We start from the raw sequence: 1267 nt of genomic DNA on the forward strand, positions 1-1267 counted from the left end.
GGATAAGCATACGAAGTTAAAAAATTAGTCATTATTTTTCATATGGATATATAATAAGGATACATACAGATTTTGCATTTATCTTTGTTTCTTCATCATTTGCTGAATCGTGTACAATAAAGGGCGAAATGTGACTCAAGCGTGCATTCTTGTAAGTGTTTTTCACTGTTCTGTTACCGTGCTACAATTGAACTTGATATATGTCAACAAACCGTAATTTTGTTGGGTGGTAATTTCGGCACTGGCTGTTATATTGCTGTTAATAGGGTTAGGATATGCGCCGCTTTAGGACCCCGTGGAACTGCAGAAAGTGGAATCCCTGACCGAGCTTGCGATGTTGTTGCCGTTGATGGAAATTGCATCGAGAACGCGTTTACGTACTTTAGTCATGTAACGAGTGAGATGGCCAATAAGGCATCAAAATTCATTGGGATAACAAGGACTTCTGTACTCCTATTTTCTATTTGTTGGCAATCTTAGGTAGCAATCATGCAGACCCCTCACATTCTGATCGTCGAAGACGAGTTAGTGACACGTAATACGTTAAAGAGCATTTTTGAAGCAGAAGGCTACATGGTTCATGAAGCCAATGATGGCGCTGAAATGCACCACATTCTCTCCGAAAATGACATCAATCTGGTTATCATGGACATCAACCTGCCAGGCAAAAATGGCCTGCTGCTGGCACGCGAACTGCGCGAACAAGCCAGCGTTGCTTTGATGTTCCTGACCGGCCGCGACAACGAAGTAGATAAAATTTTGGGTCTGGAAATCGGCGCTGATGACTACATCACCAAGCCATTCAACCCGCGTGAACTGACCATCCGCGCACGCAATCTGCTGTCCCGTACGATGAACCTGGGTACTACCGGTGAAGAACGTCGTCTGGTTGAAAGCTACAAATTCAATGGCTGGGAACTCGATATTAACAGCCGTTCACTGATTAGCCCGCAGGGCGAACAGTACAAATTACCGCGCAGTGAATTCCGCGCCATGCTGCATTTCTGTGAAAACCCAGGCAAAATCCAGACCCGTGGCGACTTGCTGAAGAAAATGACCGGCCGCGAGCTGAAACCTCATGACCGTACTGTTGACGTGACGATCCGCCGCATTCGTAAGCATTTCGAAGCAACGCCGGATACGCCGGAAATCATCGCCACCATCCATGGTGAAGGCTACCGTTTCTGCGGTGACCTGGAAGACTGATACAGAAGGTTGCCAACCGCTCTGTAGTCAATGTGATAAAACGTTAAAGGCCAGCGAAAGC

1 protein-coding gene is annotated in these 1267 nt (G+C 46.1%); it reads left to right on the forward strand.

Annotated elements, in window-relative coordinates; genetic code table 11:
* The first annotated feature begins 489 nt into the window (after positions 1 to 489).
* Positions 490 to 1206 (forward strand): two-component system response regulator ArcA, encoded by a 717-nt coding sequence (gene arcA / locus J1785_RS00900; RefSeq protein ID WP_013577079.1) that lies wholly within the window; start codon positions 490 to 492, stop codon positions 1204 to 1206.
* The last annotated feature ends 61 nt before the right edge of the window (positions 1207 to 1267 follow it).

The sequence above is a fragment of the Rahnella perminowiae genome (assembly GCF_019049755.1).
Lineage (GTDB): Bacteria > Pseudomonadota > Gammaproteobacteria > Enterobacterales > Enterobacteriaceae > Rahnella > Rahnella perminowiae.